Consider the following 20,434-nt stretch of genomic DNA (forward strand, 5'->3'; position numbering starts at 1 on the left):
ACTTATAAACTATCTATCCTCGGTTTATTAACAAATCTTTATTTATAAAAATTTTGGTTTATCGTTTTATTGGTTTATATAATTCTAATTAAAAACATTTTAAATTAAACACATATGAGAAAAAAATCTATTTCAAGGATTTTTGTGGCAATACTCTGTATTGCGTCAGCTTATGCTCATGCCAATATTCTGGCATCTCCCGAATATGGGAATAAGGCATTAAGCAAAAAGGTAAAGGGGTTTCTTCCCCCATATACTTACAATCTAGATCCGAATATTGTTATTCAACAAAAGATGAACGAGAAGGGATTGGTTGTAATGCAGGGTAAGCTTACAAAACCTTTCACTACTGATCACGTAAAGCTATCAATCAAATATCAGGATGCTCAAGGAAATTGGGTGACCGGTTGGTGTAAGACATTATATTCTTATAACCAATATAATGAAAATTTAAAAGCTACCTTTGAACTTCCTGCATCTGCAGTAAGCTCTTACAATGTAAAAATTGAGCTAAGCTCTGATACTAATCTTACCAATTTTAACAGCGTTGTTTGGGGAAAGGCTGTCAGCCATTACAGGCTTGGAGATTATGCTGCGACTAATTGTGATTTAGATGAGAACGAATACACCATTCTTCTTACTCCTAAAAAAGATGGAACCTTAGTTACTGACGCTAATGGTAAGGTTACGGGAGTAAAAGATAGAGTAACATCAATGTACGGGTGGAACAAAATTGGAAATGTCTTAATGGATAACAAAAAGGATAATGTTGTCTTTTCTCCGGTAAATCCAAGTACTCTTAATGTAGATCCCAATGGGGCAAAATCTGTTAAGATGACAAATTCAGGAGCTCCTGCAGATATTTTAGGATCAACTCCTGAGCTTATTTATAATGTTGCTTCAGGGCATCCGAGCCCATATTTGTACACTTATAATGATCCTGTATATATGTTCGCGGGAAAATTTTCTATTAGCGGACTAATGATGAAATTCAGTCAATGGCCGGATGATGCAAATGGACCGGGCTATCATGATTTTAGAAATCCCAATCAGCTTCAAAGCAGATACTTTAACGTGTATAATTCTATACAGAAAAAGCTTTCAGAATTTATTACCGATCAGGAGCCTGTTGTATTTGTTTCGAGCCAGGCAACCGGATTACGAGTGTATAAAAGCAATGGTGCATTTATTACGCTGACGGCTAGCAGTAATTATGGAGCGGCATTCTTTGGGTATGGAAATGATCAAGGTGGAGCAAGAAGAGGTCCAGGGTCAGAGAATTTAATTATTTCGAACACCCCTGAAATGACATTGTATGGAATGGGGGCGCTTAGAAACGATGCAACAACAACATCTCAATCCATAAGATCGCTGACGGATATTGAATCTGAAATTGCAAAATTTATCAATTATACAGGTGTTTTTACTGCTGCATTAGGTACAGGAGAGTGTTCTCAGGGATGTTTTGTAGTAAATCCAGGAGCACAACCAGATAATAAGGTTTTAGACTGGACAAAAGCACCAAACAGTTATATTTTTGATCCTAATCAGGCTAATGACGGACTCTATATTCCTATAAAAAAAGCATATACTATGTGGCAGAAAGACAGGTTCATTGGAGGACCTGCAGGTATTCCTGCCGGGCAAGTTACGGCAGATGTTTTGTGGGAAGATGACCATGGATTAATAAAATCAGGCACAAACTATAGCCTGGAAATTATTGGTTCCGGTGAAGACGCAAAAATTAAAGTACCTGTAAACAAAGCGAAAAAAGGGAATGCCGTAATTGCATTTAAAGTTGGCGGAGAGGTTTACTGGTCCTGGCATGTTTGGGTAACTGACAATCCTGAAAATGGATCTAAATACAAAAGCTTTAGTGGTCTTAAGAGGGAAAGAAAAGACGGGACTGTAGAATTAATTCCTGATTCTGATTGGGGATTGATGGACAGAAATCTTGGAGCATTAAGTGGTTCTATGACTTCAGGTGATTGGAACAAAAATGGTGGATTGCTGTATCAATGGGGAAGAAAAGATCCAATTCCTAATCTAACGTATAGAGGAAATGATAATTATGAAGTTTCCGGCAGTATTGGAAGGATAAGACATAGGATTTCTAAAAACATGTTGAATGCTACAAAAATAGATGACCTTACGAAATATGTAAAACTTTCGAACGCGACAGTAACTAATAATATTCGTCTTTCTGTAAATAATCCATTAAGTTTAATCTATATAAATAAAGACGATAATTCTGGTCCTGCTTTTTATTCAAACAATGTAAATTGGCCTGTAAGTTGGTTTGGGCAAAGTTCAGAACTACCTCCTGCGCGATTAAGTGAATTAAACCTTTGGTCAGATAATTCCAGAGGGTTTATCACGGATGGAAATATTAATGATGACTCTAATGCAGCACCATATAGAGATAAATCATCGTATGATCCGTGCCCAAATGGGTGGAGGGTGCCCTCCATGTTAGCTGCTAATCTTGATCTGGATAATATGAGATTAGATTTCAGTCCGTTTGGAGTTAAAACCAGTATGAAAAAAAATCAATTAGATTTCCTTCCTAATTCCCCTAATTCAATTACAGGAACCTATCTGCATATAATTAAACCTAACGATAATAATACACTAAGCCCTTTAAAAGGTTTTAAAGTATATTCTAACATCGGTATTGATATGTCAAATGTTGGAGGTAATAATATGGGAATTTATCCAGGTACTGGTGCTATTCTTAGAGGTTATGAAGAAGGTCAGTTTACCGATCAGCATCATGTTGAATTATGGACGGCAACTATGCTTAAAGACAATGCTTCTGCATCAGTCAGTGCATCGTCTCTTTTTATGGTTGCAGATAAGGACCAGCCGGATATTCCTGATTCAAATTTATCGGGTATTAATGGTAGATTTTATTATAACCCTTCTTCGGTTGCAACAGCTTCGGATGCTATTGGGTGTAGGTGTTCAAAAGATCCATTATATAAAATAAATGATTATGACTTTCCTGCAGAATTCTTTACTAATGGAGATTATATGGAAGGATTAAATAATCCAAATACATATACAATAGTTAAATCTGCTACAGAATCTATTGTTGAAATTCCTGTAAGTAAAGCATTCTCCGTACAAAGCCAATTATTGAATAATAAAGATATTTTAAATCCATCAAATTTCAGTGATTTAAAAACTAATGTGCTTTGGTCAACCAATACTAATCTAGTAAAGCAGATTTATGTTAATCAACCTAACCCAAGTTCAGTGGGTGCAATTAGTAATTCTAAAATTATTGTAAAGATTAACCCTAATCAAAGTGGCAATACTGTAGTTACTTTACATAATGGTAGTATTACAAATCCAATCTATTGGAGCTGGCATATTTGGGTGACCAATTCTCAAATTACTTCAAAAAGGTATATTACAGATCAAGGAAATTGTAGTGCTCCTAATTATGTAAACTATGCTAAAAATAGCGGTGTTCTAGATACAGAATTTATGGATAGAGACCTAGGTGCAGTAGAAGCTTTTCCGACAATCACGGGTAACACCTTAAATGCGGAAGAGCAATCTGGTGCTCAGGAGCAAATAATTCTGTCAGGTGGTCTGCATTATCAATGGGGTAGAAAAGACCCTATTCCGACATATAATCCTGCAGGAGGTGATGGAAGTTATGTGTCAAACGGTGTAACATATGTGTTTAAATATAAGACAAATGCCGTAAAATATTGGACCGGAACTGTTGCTGCAAACGGTTCTATAACGTACGCACCTTTAATTGAAGCAACTTATAATGCTAATTATATAAAGCCATATAATACATATGGAAATTCTGCAAACGCCAATGTTTTAGCTAGTGATAAACCTTCAGAAAAGATTGCAAAAGTATTGTCATATTCAGTGAAAAACCCTTTGGCATTCTTAGTTCCTAGTACATTGGCTCCGTACGATCCTGCGCCAAATGGGACAGGAAGATATTCTAATGGTTCAGACTGGTTGGCTACGGAACCAAACCTAGCAGCTGATCGTTGGGGGAGAGGAGGAAATAAATCTCCATTTGATCCGTGTCCGGAGGGATGGAGGATAGCTGATCTTACTCTTGCGGATAATTCTGCTAATTTTGGTATTTCACCGTGGTTTAAAAAAGGAATAAACACATCGGATACGAAACCTACATATACTGATTATACAGGAACAAGAGTTCGTATTGGGAAGAATTACGATGCAGGAGTTATGTTCCAAAATAGTGTATATAGTATAGGGAATTATTCGGTATTTGCAGGTACCAGAGGAATTAGAAGTGTTGAAGCAAATGAAACACCTAATTATCAATCTGTTTATGGGAAAAATAATTTGATTTCTGTTCATTGGACCGCTGCTTTAAATTCAAATTATAGAGGACGACCGATTGGGTTCTTTTTTCAAGTGCTTAATAATGCGCCCGCGTCAAATTATTTCTCAGCATTTAATGACAATAATGACCCTTACTTCGGAGCTAGCTGTCGTTGTGTAAAAATGAAGGCAGACGGCGCAAATGAAGCCGGACCAATACCAAGAATGCAGGTAACAACTACTTCAACGGCAAAAGCTACAAATGTCTTAGCAAAAGCAGTAATCGAAGAAAAAGTGGCCCAAAACAAACTTGAGCTCTTCCCAAATCCTGTAAAGAGTATTTTGTATATCAAAGGAAATGATAAGGTTAAAGATTATTATTACCAGGTATATAATATGTCCGGGCAATTGGTGAAATCCGGTAAATTTGAAAACGAACAAACCGATCTTTCATCTTTAACAACAGGTGCTTATTTGGTAAGAATAAATAACTCCGAAGCAGTTGTAAAGATTATTAAAGAATAGATTAGATATATTTAATAAATCCCTAAAGGGAAATAAAACAGAATTTAGTTTAAAATCATTATTTTTGAACCATTAAAAATGATGATCACAAGCCAGAAGCTGTTTTGTTTCCCTTTTATTTTTAATCATTAAACACACTATGAGACTAGAAAAATTTGTACAATATTTTAATATCAAGGTTTTCATCTATTTTCTTATTGCGGTTACGGCTGTTTATACCCTCGTATTTACTTACATTTATAACTTCAAAGATGACGGCTATATTTTGGCGGATTGGTTGATTAATTATCAGGATGGCGGCTTCAAAAGAAGAGGTTTGTCAGGAAGCTTCTTTTTTATTTTACAGGATTTTACAGGGTTAAGGCTTAATTATATTGTTTATTTTTTTCAGTTTTTAATTATTTCCGGGTTTTTCTTGCTGTACACCAGGCTGATTCGGTATAAAATTACAGATTTACTGTATCTGTCCCTTTTGCTTTCATCAATAGGGTTTGTAGGTCTCTTAAATACAGTTACTTATGTAGGGAAGAAAGAATTTATTATATTTCTTTTATTTACATGGTTCATATATCTTTTAGACAATGATAAATTATCAAAAAATAAGGAATATATCTTCTGTATTCTGCTTTTTATAACAGCTTTACTTCATGAGGTGGTATTGTTTTATGTTCCCTATTTTGCAATTGCATTATATTTGAAAACAGGAAAAATTGAAATTAAAAGATACATTAAATATTTTCTGGCAGTCATTATTCCATCGATTCTAATTTTAAAATTCGGTAAAAATGTCAACGAAGGAATGTCCTTACAGATTCTTGCGCAAAGGGGCGTTCATCCTACATACGGAATTTTTTACTGGAATATCAATGAGAGAGATTATATTAAACAACATAGCCATGAATATCTTCTTTATTTTATAAGTTTAGCCTTCAGTGTTTTTCACATAGCCTATTATATGAAATGTCTGAAAGGTCAAAAAATAATATTATCCATCTTATTAATTGCAGCATTTTTGTTCTCTTTTCCATTGTTTTATCTGGCAATAGATTGGGGAAGGTGGATGTATATTCATATGATGTTAATTATTGTGCTTTTTGCTCTGTTATTAAAAAAAGGCAGTACGGGATATGCTTTTGAGGCTATTGTAATTAATAAAAAGTTTTATATCACTCTGTTTATTATTGTTTTTTCATTGATTTATAGAGTAGAAATGTCTGGAAAAGGATTTACTTTCGAAGGTATTATTTATAGAGTTTTTGTGGCTCCTCTCGAATTATTGCATAAAATGTAAGACAGTTAACTGCTTCAATACATATTCATATTTTTTTCTAAAGAAATATATCAAAAGACGGTGTTTTACATCGTCTTTTTTGTTGTTATTCATTTTTTTAATGATTTTGTTATTAATATTCATTTAAATTGATTCAAATAATAAAATATTTCTTCATTAATGGTTATTTTTGCTAATCGCAAGTTGGGAAATGTATTTTTGATATTTATAACGGCATAATCTTATTTTTTATTTAACATTATATATTTATGTTATCGTTATTTATAAAATAAATCAACATTTTCTATCACAGGCTTAAAAGTTGTACTTAAAGCGATGGTAACACAAATCTAAAAAAAATGGAAACGTCAGTAAAAAATTTAATGGCATTTTTTTGCCTGGTCTCGATGGGTATTTATTCTAAAAATTTAGAAATAAAAGAAAATTTTAAGTATGAAATAACAGCAAAATCATGCTTAAATATTAAAAAATCACATAACTTCAATAAAAACAACATTATTTATGGTGATAAAAACTCTACAAAATCCGATACAATTAAAGAAAACGGAAATAAAAGAATCATTCCCGGCGTCCCCGACTGGTCAAAAGCCCCAAACAGCTATATTTTTGATCCGGGCCAGACCGCTGAAGGCTTATATATTCCCGTAAAGAAAGCGTATGCGATGTGGGAAAGCGATAAATATATCGGCGGAACAGTCATTCCCACAGGAAAGCTCAGCGCCGTGGTCTTATGGGAAGATACACCCGGGCTGATAAAATCAGGAGCTAATTATGCACTGGAAATCCAGGATACCGGCCAAAATGCCAAAATAAAAGTCCCGATCAATAAATCCAAAGAAGGAAATGCTGTAATAGCATTCAGAGTTGGCGGGGAAATCTACTGGTCATGGCATATTTGGGTAACAGATGATCCTACAAACGGCCCTGCATACAGAAGTTTTGACAATCTTAAAAGAGAAAGGTCCGACGGCGTTGTTGAGACAATTCCAGGTACAGACTGGCGTTGGATGGACAGGAATTTGGGCGCCGTCAGCGCAACAATTACAGGCACAGAATGGAACCGCAATGGCGGCCTTCTTTATCAATGGGGAAGAAAAGACCCGATTCCCCCTTTAGTTCACAGAGGCAATGATTTTTATGAAGTCTCGGGAGCCGTGGGAAGAGTCAGACACAGAGGTGCCAAAAACTTTACAAATGCGATTAGTATTGATAATCTCAGAACATTTGTTTTGCTTTCCAATGCCACTGTTTCTAATAATATTAAGCTGTCTGTACGCAATCCTTTAAGCATGATGTATGTAAATAAGGATGATAATTCAGGAATTGCAACGTATAACAACAATGCTAATTTAATGGTCAATTGGTTCGGAAAAATGCCCGGAATGCCTGATAATCAATTGACGGAGCTTAATTTATGGTCAGATAATTCTCAGGGCAAAATTGATGTAAATTATAATGCCGACAGCAGCGCAAGACCCTACAGGGATAAATCTTCTTTTGATCCATGCCCGAACGGATGGCGGGTGCCCTCTGTTTTAGTGGCAAATTTGGCTTCCCAAAGCTATATCGATGATATCAGAATTGATTTTTCTCCTTTTGGAGTTAAAACAAATTTGGCTAAAAATGTTTTTGAAGCTAATAATTATCATAAAATTAAGCCAACAGACTCAGGAGTTCCTTCTTTTATGACAGGGTTTAAAGTATATCCGAATTTTGGATTTGATATGTCAAACGTTGGCGGCCAGAATATGGGAATGTTTCCCGGAACAGGAGGGATTTCCTATAATGCTCATGCAGGGCAGTTTACAGATCAGCATCAGGTTGCTCTGTGGACGGCAACCATGGCGAGACAATTTGATGCTACGCCTGCCGTTGGAGCAAGAACTTTGTTTATGATCCCAGATAAAATACAGCCTGATATTCCTGATCCCAATCTTCCGAATGTGAAAGGACGATACTGGTATTTTCCTTTAGGCACCGGCCTGACTTCAGATATGAATGGCTGCAGGTGTGTAAAAGACCCTTTATATGTTGTCGATCAATATGATTTTCCGACAGAGTATTTAATGGCAACAGAAGAATACAGAGAAGGGATCAATAATCCAAATACTTATCAGGTGGTAAAAAATCCGGCGTTATTTACTGTTGAGATTCCTGTCAGCAAGGCGTTTTCGGTTCAAAGTCAGCTTTTAAATAATAAAGAAATCTTAAATCCGGTAAATTTCAATAATCTTCAGGCAAATATTCTCTGGACGACTAATGTCAATCTTGTGAATAAAGTTTCAATACAAAACCCCTCTCCAAGCTCATTAGCAGGAATTTCAGCTTCTAAAATTTTAGTTGAGATAAAACCTAATCAAAGCGGTAATGCCGTAATAACTTTACATAACGGAAGTGTCGCAAATCCTGTATACTGGAGCTGGCATATTTGGGTGACAGATACTCCGGTAGGAACATATAAATACACAACTGAGCTTCCTGAAACATCGGCAGCCAATTATGTAAACTACGTAAATAAGGCAGATATTGTTTTTCAGACAGAGTTTATGGACAGGAATTTAGGAGCTACAGACGCTTTTCCGATTGTTGTAAATAATCTTACCCCAACGGCGGCAGAATTAGCTAAAATTAAAGCTTCTACAGGGCTGCATTATCAGTGGGGAAGAAAAGATCCGCTTCCGATTTTCCAATATGCGGATGACAGGGCTTCTTATCCCGTTTATCTTGGGAATGTCACCGCAAGCGGAACAGCAACCTACACCACACTTCCTATAGGAACTTATAATGATTTGGCAGGAAATTATATTATTCCTTATAATACATACTCCAATGCCGCCAATGCCAATGTGCTGACAACGGATAAGGTTCCGGATAAAATTGCAAAAGTATTGTCCTATTCAGTAAGAAACCCTTTGGTGTATATGATTCCGAGTACGTTTGCGCCGTATAACAGTACAAATGCAATTTACACCAACGGGACAGACTGGCTGGCCAATGAACCTAATTTAGCCTATGACAGATGGGGCAGAGGCGGTAAAAAATCGCCATTTGATCCTTGCCCGGAAGGCTGGAGAATCCCTGATGTGACAAATACTACCTATATTACCAATCAGGATTTCGGATTGACCCCGTGGTATAAAAAAGATAAAAATGTAGCGACGGCTTATAGCGTCAGCACAGATTATGATGGAGTAAGAGTAAGAAGAAGCGCAACCTACAGCTATACCATAGGATACATGTTTAATTATCCTTCTTATTATGTAGGGAATTATCCCAATTCGGGATCCCGTGGCTTCAGAAGCGTAACCGCAAATCAAACTGCCACCGGAACCTTTAATTTTATTAATTATCAGTATCCGGGAATCTGGACGGCCGCCTTGAATTCCAATTACATAGGAAGACCTGTTAATTTAATTTTCGATGCTGCTGCAACGGCCAACCGAATGATTGCTTTTCATGATAATAATGATCCGTATTTTGGAATGAGCTGCCGTTGCGTGAAAATAAAAACCGATGCCAACGGAAATGAAGAAGGTCCCGTACCAAGGCTTCAGGTTACTTCTTTGTCAACCACAAAAGCATCAGAAGTTTTTAGTAAAAATGAAATAATAGAAAAAGTCAGAAAAAACAAGATCACACTGTATCCAAATCCCGTGAAGGAGAAGCTTTACATTGATGCAGCTGAAAACGGGAAATATTTCTATCAGATCTATAGTTTGTCCGGCGATCTCGCGCAATCCGGCGAATTTATTAATGATGAAACAGATGTTTCTTCATTGCCTTCAGGGACTTATCTGATAAGAATCAATAATTCTGAAATGGTTGTAAAAATTATCAAAGAATAATATTTTTAAAATATTTAATATAAAAGGGAATAGAAATGTAATGTTTTTATTCCCTTTTTTTGAGTAAAAACAATAAGAAAGGAATTCTTACTATCTATGATTACAGGTAAAAATATCTATATTATTGAGTTTAAATATGAATATTCTTATCATTTTAATGTTAAAAAGCTTTATTCATAAGGTTTTATAAGTGCAAATTGTCTTTAGAAAATCTAAGTTAAAAGTCTCTGATTATTAAATTAAAATCGGATTACAAAACCTATATAATAAAAAAGCTTTACTTTTGCAAAAATTTTAGAATGTCGAAAAATCTAGTAATCGTTGAGTCACCGGCAAAAGCAAAAACTATTCAGAAGTATTTAGGAAAGGATTTTGATGTGAAATCAAGTTTCGGGCATATCCGGGATTTGCCTAAAAAAGGAATGGGGATTGACCTTGCTACATTCAGCCCTGATTACGAAGTTTCTGCCGACAAAAAGAAACTGGTAACAGAATTAAAAGCCGCTGTAAAAAAAGCCGAAATGGTATGGCTCGCTTCCGATGAAGACCGCGAAGGGGAAGCTATCGCATGGCATCTGGCGGATGAATTAAAATTAAAGCCGGAAAACAGAAAAAGAATCGTTTTCCATGAGATTACTAAAAATGCCATTCTAAAAGCTATTGACAACCCTAGAGATATCGACCAGAATCTGGTAAATGCTCAGCAGGCGAGAAGATTGCTGGACAGGATCGTTGGTTTTGAAATGTCTCCGGTTCTCTGGAAAAAAATAAAACCGGGCCTGTCAGCAGGAAGGGTACAATCCGTTGCCGTAAGATTAATTGTTGAAAGAGAAAAAGAAATCCGTGAGTTTACTCCGAAAGCAAGCTTCAAATTAGATGGGATTTTCTTAAATAATGCTGAGCAGGAAATCGCTGCCAAGCTTAAAAAAGACTTCGATAAGGAAGAAGATGCCGAAAAATTCCTGGAAAAGGCAAGAACTACAGAATTCAAAGTCCTAAATGTTGAAACAAAGCCGGGAACACGTACCGCATCCGCACCTTTTACAACTTCTACATTACAGCAGGAAGCTTCATCAAGATTAGGATATAATGTAACAAACACGATGCGTCTTGCACAAAGATTATACGAAGAAGGATACATTACCTACATGAGAACAGACTCGGTAAACCTTTCTCAGGAAGCGATCGAAGGCGCAAAAAAACAGATCACATCAGAATACGGAGCAGAATATTCTTCTCCTAGAAATTATACAACAAAATCAGCGTCTGCACAGGAAGCTCACGAAGCGATCCGTCCGACAGATTTTGGAGTAAAAAGTATCGGTGATGCTCAATTGAACAGATTATACCAATTAATTTACAGAAGAACACTGGCTTCTCAGATGGCGAATGCTAAAATCGAGAAAACAGTGATCGAAATCGGTAATGCAGGTCTTAATCCGCATTTTGAAGCGCAGGGAGAAGTGATCATTTTCGATGGTTTCTTAAAGGCCTACGGAATCGTTAAGACAGAAGATGAAGATGAGGAAAACAACGAGAAATTACTTCCAAAAGTAAAAGTAGGAGAAATTTTAACCTATAAAACAATCACTGCAACAGAAAAATTCACAAGACCAAGTGCAAGATATACGGAAGCAGGATTGGTAAGAAAGCTTGAAGAATTGGGAATCGGCCGTCCATCGACTTACGCGCCGACTATTCAGACCATTCAGAACCGTGAATATGTTGATAAAAGAGAAATTGAGCCGCAGACAAGAGAAGTGGTGAAAATCTCTTTGGCAAAAGATAAAATTAAAAAAGTAGTCCTTGACGAAAAATTCGGAGGGGATAAAAATAAGTTTCTTCCTACCGATATTGGTGAGGTTGTGAATGATTTCCTGACCGATAATTTTAAAGAAATTTTAGATTACGGTTTTACGGCAAGAGTTGAAGAAAGCTTTGACGAAATTGCAAATGGCGACCAGAAATGGAAAGAAATGATGACAGATTTCTACTCAAAATTCCATCCGAGAATTGCAGATGTAGAAGAAAATGCAGACCGTGCCAATGGCGACAGATTATTAGGGGTTGATCCGAAAACAGGTAAAAACGTTCATGCAAGAATCGGAAGATTCGGCGCAATGATCCAGATCGGAGAAACGGAAGATGAGGAAAAACCAACTTTTGCGTCCTTAATGACAGGGCAAAATATCGCAACAATTACTTTGGAAGAAGCTTTGGAACTTTTCAAGCTGCCTTTTGATTTAAATGAATTTGAAGGTCAGACGGTTTCTGTGGGAGTGGGAAGATTCGGGCCTTATGTGAAATGGGGCGAGACTTACATCAGCATTCCAAAAGGTGAAGATCCGCTTTCTGTAGACCAAAAACGGGCAGAAGAAATTATTCATGAAAAGAAAAAAGCCGACGCGCCTATTGCGACTTACAAAGGCGAGCCTGTGACAAAAGGAACGGGAAGATTCGGACCTTTCATCAAATACAAAAGCATTTTCGTGAATGTTCCTAAGAAATATGACTTTGATAATCTTTCTCAAAGTGATATCAACGAATTGATTGATGCTAAATTAGAAAAAGAAGCCAACAGATACATTCAGCAGTGGGAAAAAGAAAAAATTTCTATTGAAAACGGCAGATGGGGCCCTTTCGTTAAATTCGGAAAAGCAATGTTCAAAATTCCGAAGAAAAACGATGACACAAAATATGAAGGTGAGGAATTGAAAGATGTTTCTTTAGATGAGGTTAAAAAATGGATCACCGATCAGGATCCTAAAGCTTTTGCCGAGAAAAAGAAACCGGCGGCGAAGAAAGCTACAACAAAAACTGCAGCTGCGAAAAAAACGACAACAGTGAAGAAAGCGGTTACGAAAAAACCTGCAGCAAAAAAATAATTATTTTTTAAACTTAAATATAAACCCCTTTTGATGATTTCAAAAGGGTTTTTTTTAATGCTGCTTTAATTTACGTTCTCAAAATTATTGTCATTAGAATTATTTCATGGTCACTGATTTCCATTCCTGTACTAATTCTCCGTTTGTTCGTTTATCTGATATTTCTAAAAACTGAAATTTGTTTTTGGAAATTTTCCTATGTAGTTTATGAAAATCTTTAAAAGCTATATATTTCCCATTATTATAATAATATAAAAAATCGGCTATTAATTTCCATTGACCGCTTTTTAACGTCCAGATCTTAAAAGCTTTAAAATTACTTACACAAGACGAATTATACTCGGCAATTTCATTTCCTCCATCTTCATCAATATCTCCAATGCTAAATACACTCTCAGTATGACAACAATTTGATTCAGTTTGTATTCTCGGAATTTTGTTATCGGTAAAATAATAAGATTGTCCTTCTTCACACCATCCTAAACCAGGTAAAATAAAAACATAATCTTTCTTTCCATCGCCATTCAAGTCTCCCAAATCCTTATACTTTTTAGTTGATTTTCTATCGTCATCGAGCGAATATTCATAAAATTCTTCTTTTTTGAGCAAGTTTGGAGAGCATCCTTTCTTCGAATTCTCTAACTCGTATCTTGAAATGTCTAATTTAAATTTTCCATCAAGAATGGAATCGTTTATGAATTGAATGTCATTAGAAAGTATTGATTTTTTAGATTTTGTAATTTTTAGTGTATCGATTTGCTGTTTACTGGAGGGTTCGTTATGAGATGTCGGTTTGGAAACTACTTCTTTTTTACAAGCCAACATGCAAAAGAATACAATTAAAAAAATGCGGTTTCTCATTTAGGTTGTTTTTATTCTGGCTGAGATAGCACAGATTTACAGTCCGTTTTTAATTTATTATTATTAAAAATAATCGGAGCCGTTCAAATCCACTTTTAGCAATTCTTTATCAGTTAATTTTTGTGGCTTTTTGACATTTTTATATTTTTCATCCATGTGATGGCCTCTTTCATAGGCTCTTCATCTTTTGAGAACGCCGTATTATGCCCTAATGCTGGAAATAATTTATATTCATAATGTTTGCCTTTGGATTTTAATGTATTCAGATGTTCAATTGACAGATTCACGGGCACCTGAATGTCCTTACCTCCAAAAATCCATAGCCCCGGAATTGATAATTTGGAAAGAACATCTATTGGATCTGTGTCTATAAATTCGTATTTATCGGGATCAGTCATGGTGTGTTTACGTGCATCTGCTTCTGTATGCGTATCCCAAAAATTTGAATTTCCGTTGGTGTAAAACTGAAACCTAAGTTGTTCTTTCACCGTTATCAATGCCCCGCTAAATATAGTCATAAATTTAACTTTCTTGTTTTTTTCTGCAGCCAGCGGAATGATCCATCCGGCTTGGCTTCCACCAATTAAACCTATTGCTATTTGATTGTTTGATAAATAGGTAGACAATATATTCACGGCAGCACTCGCATCCAGAGATAAAAGATTAAGATTTGAAGCGTCTACATTATTAGTTCCTACCTCAGGTCCGGCATATACACCGGCAGATTCTCCGACACCACGTTTGTCATAAGTTAAAACAGCAATGCCATTTTTAGCTAACATTGTGGCAAATTCTGTCATCCTTTTTTCCTGTCCGGATCCATGAACAATTACAACAGCCGCAGAAATATGATCTGGCTTAAAAATGGTTCCGGCAAGCGAGTCTCCTTCACTTAAAAACTTTATATTCTTAGTTGTAAAGCCTGGAGGAATTGCTGACACATGATTAATACTACAAAAAAGAAATAATACCAAAAGAAAACTCTTGTAAAATTGTTTTGTATTTATGATATTTTTTAAAATCATTAATTTATTTATAGTTTTCATTTAGTTTTATTCGTTTTTATAAGTGTAATAAATCCTGATGGTCGTGACATACAGCTTTTTTATAGTGAAGCTTAATCATCAAATGTAATCATTTTGCCGATTCACTCAAAAAAGATTTTAATCATTAAATTAACCCCAAACTACAGGATACTTCATTACGGTGATTCTTCTAAATTAGCTGAAAATCATATGATATGAGCGCATCAAAAAACTTCACACGCAAAGATTTTTTAAAAACGTCAGCCTTGGGAATCGCGGCTGTAGTTGTGGGGTCATCATTTACAAGCTTATTATCTTCAGACGACCAACCTTATTTTAATTTAAAACCAATCGGGAGACAATTTTCGTTGGAAGGATATTATATCTGGTGCAGTTGTCCGATTTGGGGCGAAGACGGAAAAGTTCACCTTTTTTACTCAAGATGGAAAAAAGAAAAAGGAATGGGCGGCTGGCTCAACGGTTCCGAAATTTGCCGTGCAGAAGCGAATTCTCCTTTTGAAGAATTCCAGCACAAACAGGTTATTCTGAGTCCGAGAGGTGGCGAATTTTGGGATGCAACCACTTGCCATAATCCTTTGATCAAAAAAGTAGACGATCAATATTATTTATTTTTTATGGGAAATTCCAATGGGAAAACAAATACCAAAAGAATCGGATTAGCTACTTCAAAAAACCTTGATGGCGAATGGAAAAGACCGGATCAGCCGTTGCTTCTTCCCGGAAAAGAAGGTTCTTGGGACGACCATTGTACAACAAATCCTGCTTTTGTAAAAGGAAACGACGGAAAATACTGGCTGTTTTATAAATCCTGGAACACGCATGAGTATGAAACTCAAAAAGGACCGATTCGGGGAAACCGAAAATACGGATTGGCAAAGGCAGACTCACCAATGGGACCTTACGAAAAAGTGTCTGAAAATCCTGTAATTGATTTTTCATCACTGCCCAACAATGTTCAGCTGGAAGATGCTTTTGTCTGGAAACAACACGGGAAATACCACATGATAGCACGCGATATGGGATTTTTTAATCATGAATACGGATTGCATTTAACCACAAAAAACGGGCTTCACTGGACAAAACCGGAAATTGCTTATCTTAATATGAAGCATTACATTACAGAACCAACCCCACCAAAAAACTTAAATCGGTTTGGAAGATTAGAACGCCCAATGCTTTTGTTGGACAAAGACGGAAAAACACCCCGATTTTTATTTGGAGCAACACAAGGCGGAGCATTTGAAACGTCAACAACTTTCGTGTTTGAGATTTTAAGTCCTAAGATTTAAGCTGAAAAAATAATAGCTTTCGGAGCCTTGTCAAAGTTTTAAACTTTGACAAGGTTGATAAATAAGATGCCGTTAACAATTTGTTGACGGTTTTTTATTGATAAAAAGCGGGACATGATTTCAATTTGATGAGGTTTTTTGTATGTTTGTCAAAATAATGAAGATTATAAATGAATTTTGAAGATTTTATCATTTCACCAAGAAATTTCAAGACCGAAAGCTGGCAGGTCGGAAGCCGGATCACAAAGGAAATAAAGGAAGACAGCATTGTTCTTCTTTTTGTTTCGGATTATAGAGGTGCAAATGGCGATGCGGAAGTACAGGATTTTACGGGTGTAAGAAAAGAATTTTACAAACTTTCCCAACTTGATTTTGAAATTCCGATTGTGGATCTGGGCGATTTGGTATCAGGAAAATCTGTTCAGGATTCTCACTATATTTTACAGGAAGTCTTGTCGGTTTGCCATTACAAAAGGGCGATTCCGGTGATTATCGGAGGATCTAACGACTTTGCTTTTTCATTATTTTCTGCCTTAAATTTTCATACAAAAAATATTAATTATACCCAGATCAGCAATATTATCTCTCTTAAACAGGGTGAAATGATCAACGAGCATACTTTTTTAAGTAAAATGTTTGCTGCTAAAAACTTTTCAATTAAAAATTATCATCATTTAGGATATCAGAAGCATTTAAATGAAGTTGATTCCGTGAGATTGATTAAAGAAGTTGAGTTTGACATCATACGTTTGGCTGAAATGATGAATTCTACCGAAAAAACAGAGCCTTTTTTCAGAAGAGCAGATTTAGTAACGGTAAATTGTGACGCAATCGAAAGTTTCAGCGAGCCATTTTCCATCAATCCACAAGTGAACGGCCTGAATAAAAGAGAAATCTGCGCCTACATGAAAGAAATCGGCTTAAGCGAGAATTTAAAATCTGTAGGAATTTTTAATTATAATATTTATTCTGAAAATCAATTAAATCACCAGCTTTTAGCACAGATGATCTGGTATCTGATCGAAGGTATCCATATTCAGAAGTCTCATCCTAAAGAACGGCATTACGAAATATTTTATGTTTTGATCGACGACCGGCAATACGCTTTCAAGCGGGATACTTTCAGCAATCTCTGGTATTTCGGGGAAGATGAAAATATAGAAAACTGCATTCCGTGCTCAAGAAAAGATTTTGATGAAGCAAAAAAAGGCTGGCTGAATGCTAGACTGACAAAAATTTAACTACGATGAAAAACGTTCCCTCAAAAGTTTCCATCATCGTTCCTGTTTATAATGTTGAGAATTATCTGGCGAAATGCCTCGATTCTCTTCTCAAACAAACCCATCAGAATATTGAAATTTTGGTGGTAAATGATGGAAGCAAAGATAATTCTGGGCAGATAATTCAAGATTATGCTCAAAAATACCCTGAAAAAATCAAACCTTTTAGTAAGCAAAACGGAGGTTTAAGTGATGCCCGGAATTTTGGAATTGACCGCGCCACCGGGGATTATATCGGCTTTGTAGACAGCGATGACTATGTTACGGAAACCATGTTTGAAGAAATGGCGGGTCTTGCGGAAAAGCATCAGTCTAAAATGGTGATCTGCAATATTCAAAAGGTCGATCAATACGGGAATGTAACTCAAAAGCTGACCCAGATCCCAAATATGCCCGAAAAAATTGATCTTGAAAAAAACTTTTCGATTTTTTCTGACTTAAGTTATTTTGCATGTAATAAATTATTCAAAAAAGAGCTTTTCGATCAGAAAAGATTTAAAAAAGACGCTCATTTTGAGGATATCCAGTTAATTCCCCAGCTTTTACTGGAATGTGAAGTGATTGCACAGACCCAAAATTTCCATTATCAATATCTAGAACGTACAGATTCCATTACCAAAACTCATACAGAAAAAGGGCTTGATATTTTGAAAGCCGTGAAAGATGTCGAGCAGGTTTTTGGAAAATCTAAATACGCTGATAAGATAAAAGAGCTGAAAAATTTTCAGATTTTTGAAGGAGTTTACTCTTTTTTGGCTTATTTGGCATTTGTGAAAGATAAAAGCATTTTTTACGAAATGTCTGGCAAATTAGAGCTTTTCATGAAAGAAAGAGATATAAAAATTAAAGATATATTAAAGTATAGTCGTTTTGATAAAAATTATCTGTTATCTTTGCCACTGAAAAAAAAGATATTTTATCTGTTATTTTTTGCCGGACAAAAGAAATTGATAAGAAAATTAATATAAACACAAATGGCAGTAGTATTGTTTCGGTACAAAGCCTGGGATGGTTTTAATGAAACACATATTACTTGATTAGAAAAAAAAATGAAGAATTTTGAATTGTTCTTAAGCGAAAGTGGGATTCCTATTTTTTATGTGAAAATAGGGATGGGTTTTATGTTTTCTTTTTTAATTACCTTCTTTTCGATTCCCACTATCATTAAAATTTCCCGAAGAAAAAACCTGATGGATGAGCCTGGCATAAGAAGTTCCCATCTCAGAAAAATACCGAATTTAGGAGGTATTGCTATTTTTTATTCCATCGGGATCTGCGCCTCTATTTTTGCGTACGAGCTTTTTGATCTTTATAAATTTTTATTTGCATCGCTGATTATCCTATTATACATCGGTATTATGGATGATATTGTGGTGATGAGAGCGTATAAAAAGCTGGTTGCCCAAATTATTGTTTCTGCGCTTATCGTAATAGGATCAGACATACGGATAAGAAATTTATTTGGCATATTCGGGATCTATGAGCTTGGATATCTGGTAAGTATTTTATTTAGTATAATTACATTTATCATTTTAATCAATGCTTTTAATTTAATTGACGGGATTGATGGCCTGGCGGGTGGCTATTCTGTGATTTGCAGCGCTCTTTTCGGTATAAGCTATTATCGCTTAGGGGAATACAATTATCCTTTGGTGGTTTTATCAATGATTATAATCGGTTCTGTTCTGGCATTTTTGTATTACAATCTTTCGAATTTCAGGACTAGTAAAATATTTATGGGAGACACGGGCTCCATGCTGCTTGGCTTTTTGCTGGCGTTTACATGTATTTGTTTTATTGATATTTTTATTGATAAGGCATTGCCTAATGTGCCGAGATATCATCTTCAGTCAGCTCCGGTTGTGGCGGTTGCGATTTTGATTCTTCCGATCGTTGATACGCTGAATGTAATTGTTATTCGGCTTGCTCATAAAAAATCTCCTTTCGACGCCGATAAAAACCATATCCACCACAAATTATTAAAGCTTAATCTTACGCACAGAAGATCCAGTTTTTATATAATTTTATATTACCTTTTTATTGTAACGGTAGCTTATTATTTTAGACATATAAATGTAAATCTGTTATTAATTCTTGTTTTGGCCTTAGGTTTTCTGGGAGCCTATATTCCTGATATTATATATGTTTTAAAGAATAATAAGAAGACAACCAATTAAAACCCTATTTTTGTAAACAACTTGAAATATGATGAGAAACTACAAGTATTTATTTTTTCTATTGCCCCTTTTTATCACGTCTTGTATTACAACAAAGGATGTACGATATATGCAGCCTAACGAAAGCCTTGTGATAAATGAAGAAGGGCTGGTTCCCTACAACATTCCCGTATACAGAATTACTAAAAACGATATTTTAAATCTAAATATTGTCACTACTCCTAAAGGAGATGCTGCGCAATTTTATTCATCCTTAAATACTTCCGGATCTACGGTAGCGCCTGGTACAAGCGCAGCAACTTCTGCTGGTGCAACTTCCGGCTCTGTGGGAGGTTCAAGCGGCGGTGGATCAGGAGGAAATACTCTTTTCTATTTTAATGGGCTGAAAGTTGATTCCAACGGAGATATCAATGTCTTTGGTATCGGTTATGTGAAAGCTGAAGGAAAAACAATTGATGAAGTAAGTAAAGAGATTCAGGATAAGGTAAACGAAAACTTTCAGGACGGAAAATCCCAGGTAAGATTAAATACCAACGGGATTACTTATTATATTTTAGGCGATGTGGAAACCACAAACATCACAGGTGAGAAGGTTGCCCATAAAAATACGCTGACAATTACAGAAGCTTTAGCAATTAATGGAGGGTTAAACAGAACGATTGACAGAAAAAACATTGTGATTCACAGAAAATTACCTGAAGGAATCAAAATAGCAAAAATAGACCTTACCCGTGAAGATGTGATGAATTCTCCCTACTATTACGTGCAAAACGGTGATGAAATTTATCTGAACACAAGGGCGAAAAGCTTAAACGGTTTCGGAAAAGACCCGATACAGACTTTAACCAGCGGAGTTTCAATCATTACGACAGCGTTATCAATTTATCTACTTCTTAAAAACCTTTAATT

Annotated in this window: 11 protein-coding genes; 9 read left to right on the plus strand and 2 right to left on the minus strand. The window is 35.7% G+C overall.

Translation table 11 applies throughout. The annotated features are described in order from the left end of the window. Positions 1–114 precede the first annotated feature (114 nt). From BLT04_RS09385 to topA, 4 genes are all read left to right on the plus strand, one after another. On the plus strand, positions 115–4,851 hold the full coding sequence (locus BLT04_RS09385; protein ID WP_089755510.1) for a T9SS type A sorting domain-containing protein: 4,737 nt from the start codon (positions 115–117) through the stop codon (positions 4,849–4,851). 139 nt (positions 4,852–4,990) lie between these two features. Then, positions 4,991–6,142 (plus strand): hypothetical protein, encoded by a 1,152-nt coding sequence (locus BLT04_RS09390; RefSeq protein WP_089755511.1) that lies wholly within the window; start codon positions 4,991–4,993, stop codon positions 6,140–6,142. 338 nt (positions 6,143–6,480) lie between these two features. Continuing rightward, entirely contained in the window at positions 6,481–9,987 is a 3,507-nt protein-coding gene (locus tag BLT04_RS09395; RefSeq protein ID WP_089755512.1) for a T9SS type A sorting domain-containing protein, read from the plus strand. Positions 9,988–10,286: 299 nt separating this feature from the next. Continuing rightward, complete coding sequence (topA, locus tag BLT04_RS09400; protein WP_089755513.1) at positions 10,287–12,872, plus strand: type I DNA topoisomerase; 2,586 nt, start codon at positions 10,287–10,289, stop codon at positions 12,870–12,872. Positions 12,873–12,971: 99 nt separating this feature from the next. Here the strand turns inward: topA and BLT04_RS09405 are convergent, their stop codons facing one another. Together BLT04_RS09405 and BLT04_RS09410 are read right to left on the minus strand one after the other, a co-directional pair. Continuing rightward, complete coding sequence (locus BLT04_RS09405) at positions 12,972–13,733, minus strand: hypothetical protein (RefSeq protein ID WP_139166231.1); 762 nt, start codon at positions 13,731–13,733, stop codon at positions 12,972–12,974. 113 nt (positions 13,734–13,846) lie between these two features. Further along, entirely contained in the window at positions 13,847–14,674 is an 828-nt protein-coding gene (locus BLT04_RS09410; protein ID WP_228421925.1) for an alpha/beta hydrolase family protein, read from the minus strand. A 299-nt stretch (positions 14,675–14,973) separates the two neighbouring features. Here BLT04_RS09410 and BLT04_RS09415 point away from each other — a divergent pair, with 299 nt between their 5' ends. The 5 genes from BLT04_RS09415 to BLT04_RS09435 all read left to right on the plus strand — a co-directional run bounded on the left by BLT04_RS09415 (position 14,974) and on the right by BLT04_RS09435 (position 20,432). Beyond that, positions 14,974–16,068 carry a glycoside hydrolase family protein gene (locus tag BLT04_RS09415; RefSeq protein WP_089755515.1) on the plus strand — a complete coding sequence of 365 codons (1,095 nt, stop codon included), beginning with the start codon at positions 14,974–14,976 and terminating at the stop codon, positions 16,066–16,068. A 170-nt stretch (positions 16,069–16,238) separates the two neighbouring features. After that, positions 16,239–17,309 carry a formimidoylglutamase gene (locus BLT04_RS09420; RefSeq protein ID WP_089755516.1) on the plus strand — a complete coding sequence of 357 codons (1,071 nt, stop codon included), beginning with the start codon at positions 16,239–16,241 and terminating at the stop codon, positions 17,307–17,309. Positions 17,310–17,314: 5 nt separating this feature from the next. Then, entirely contained in the window at positions 17,315–18,316 is a 1,002-nt protein-coding gene (locus BLT04_RS09425) for a glycosyltransferase family 2 protein (RefSeq protein ID WP_089755517.1), read from the plus strand. Between the two features lie 81 nt (positions 18,317–18,397). Further along, complete coding sequence (locus BLT04_RS09430) at positions 18,398–19,525, plus strand: glycosyltransferase family 4 protein (RefSeq protein WP_089755518.1); 1,128 nt, start codon at positions 18,398–18,400, stop codon at positions 19,523–19,525. A gap of 31 nt (positions 19,526–19,556) precedes the next feature. After that, a complete protein-coding gene (locus BLT04_RS09435) occupies positions 19,557–20,432 on the plus strand; it encodes a polysaccharide biosynthesis/export family protein (RefSeq protein WP_394331114.1) in 876 nt (291 codons plus the stop codon). Positions 20,433–20,434 lie beyond the last annotated feature (2 nt).

This window comes from Chryseobacterium soldanellicola (assembly GCF_900100115.1).
GTDB lineage: Bacteria > Bacteroidota > Bacteroidia > Flavobacteriales > Weeksellaceae > Chryseobacterium > Chryseobacterium soldanellicola.

Bases quoted from the DNA above. Each gene is read 5' to 3' on its own strand.
- BLT04_RS09385 (WP_089755510.1), top strand. From the start codon at position 115: ATGAGAAAAAAATCTATTTCAAGGATTTTTGTGGCAATACTCTGTATT.
- BLT04_RS09390 (WP_089755511.1), top strand. From the start codon at position 4,991: ATGAGACTAGAAAAATTTGTACAATATTTTAATATCAAGGTTTTCATC.
- BLT04_RS09395 (WP_089755512.1), top strand. From the start codon at position 6,481: ATGGAAACGTCAGTAAAAAATTTAATGGCATTTTTTTGCCTGGTCTCG.
- topA (WP_089755513.1), top strand. From the start codon at position 10,287: ATGTCGAAAAATCTAGTAATCGTTGAGTCACCGGCAAAAGCAAAAACT.
- BLT04_RS09405 (WP_139166231.1), bottom strand. From the start codon at position 13,733: ATGAGAAACCGCATTTTTTTAATTGTATTCTTTTGCATGTTGGCTTGT.
- BLT04_RS09415 (WP_089755515.1), top strand. From the start codon at position 14,974: ATGAGCGCATCAAAAAACTTCACACGCAAAGATTTTTTAAAAACGTCA.
- BLT04_RS09420 (WP_089755516.1), top strand. From the start codon at position 16,239: ATGAATTTTGAAGATTTTATCATTTCACCAAGAAATTTCAAGACCGAA.
- BLT04_RS09425 (WP_089755517.1), top strand. From the start codon at position 17,315: ATGAAAAACGTTCCCTCAAAAGTTTCCATCATCGTTCCTGTTTATAAT.
- BLT04_RS09430 (WP_089755518.1), top strand. From the start codon at position 18,398: ATGAAGAATTTTGAATTGTTCTTAAGCGAAAGTGGGATTCCTATTTTT.
- BLT04_RS09435 (WP_394331114.1), top strand. From the start codon at position 19,557: ATGAGAAACTACAAGTATTTATTTTTTCTATTGCCCCTTTTTATCACG.